A 655-nucleotide genomic window follows, 5' to 3' on the forward strand; every position below is an offset into this window, starting at 1 on the left:
CAATATACTGAGTTTCAGGCATACCAAGCCCTGTAAGTTTGTTCAGTGCTTTGATCATGGCGTAAGTCTCGCCAACCTGAGCGTTGTAGTTTCTCAGGCTTAATTTTCCACCTAACAACTGTTTCACCCGATACATTGCTGTCTCTGATAGCGAGCGCTTATGATAGCCATACCGCTTTTTCCATTTCTTGTTGGAGCCGTAGAGCTTCTGACAACCTACTGCTAAATTGCGAGGGTGTCCTTGTTCCCAGAAGGTAGCCCCTTCTCGTGGCGGGATAAGCGGAACCGCTCGCTTGAACCGTATAGCATCATGGCAATTCCTTGTGTCATAAGCGCCATCACCTGATATCTCAACGATTTTACGACGTGTCTGCTTGAGTAAGTTGGGGAGCACTTCGGCATCGGTTACGTTAGATAAGCTCAGCTCTGCTGCGATTATTTCGTGGGTGCGTGTATCTACTGCGATATGCAGCTTACGCCAGACTCTGCGCTTCCCATCAGTTCCATGCTTCTTGACCTTCCATTCACCTTCGCCATAAACCTTGATGCCAGTGGCATCAATTGCCAGATGTTGTATCGCTCCTCTGGTTTTGGTTTTAAATGAAACTTCAACTTCCTTAGCTCGGCGGCTTATACAGGTGTAGTGCGGGCAAAC

At 47.9% G+C, this 655-nt stretch carries 1 protein-coding gene; it reads right to left on the bottom strand.

What is annotated here, in order from left to right; translation table 11 throughout:
- A partial coding sequence (locus tag R7E78_RS27395) for an IS5 family transposase (RefSeq protein ID WP_318058788.1) occupies positions 1 to 655 on the bottom strand: 655 nt, incomplete at both ends.

This window comes from Vibrio sp. YT-19(2023) (assembly GCF_033337395.1).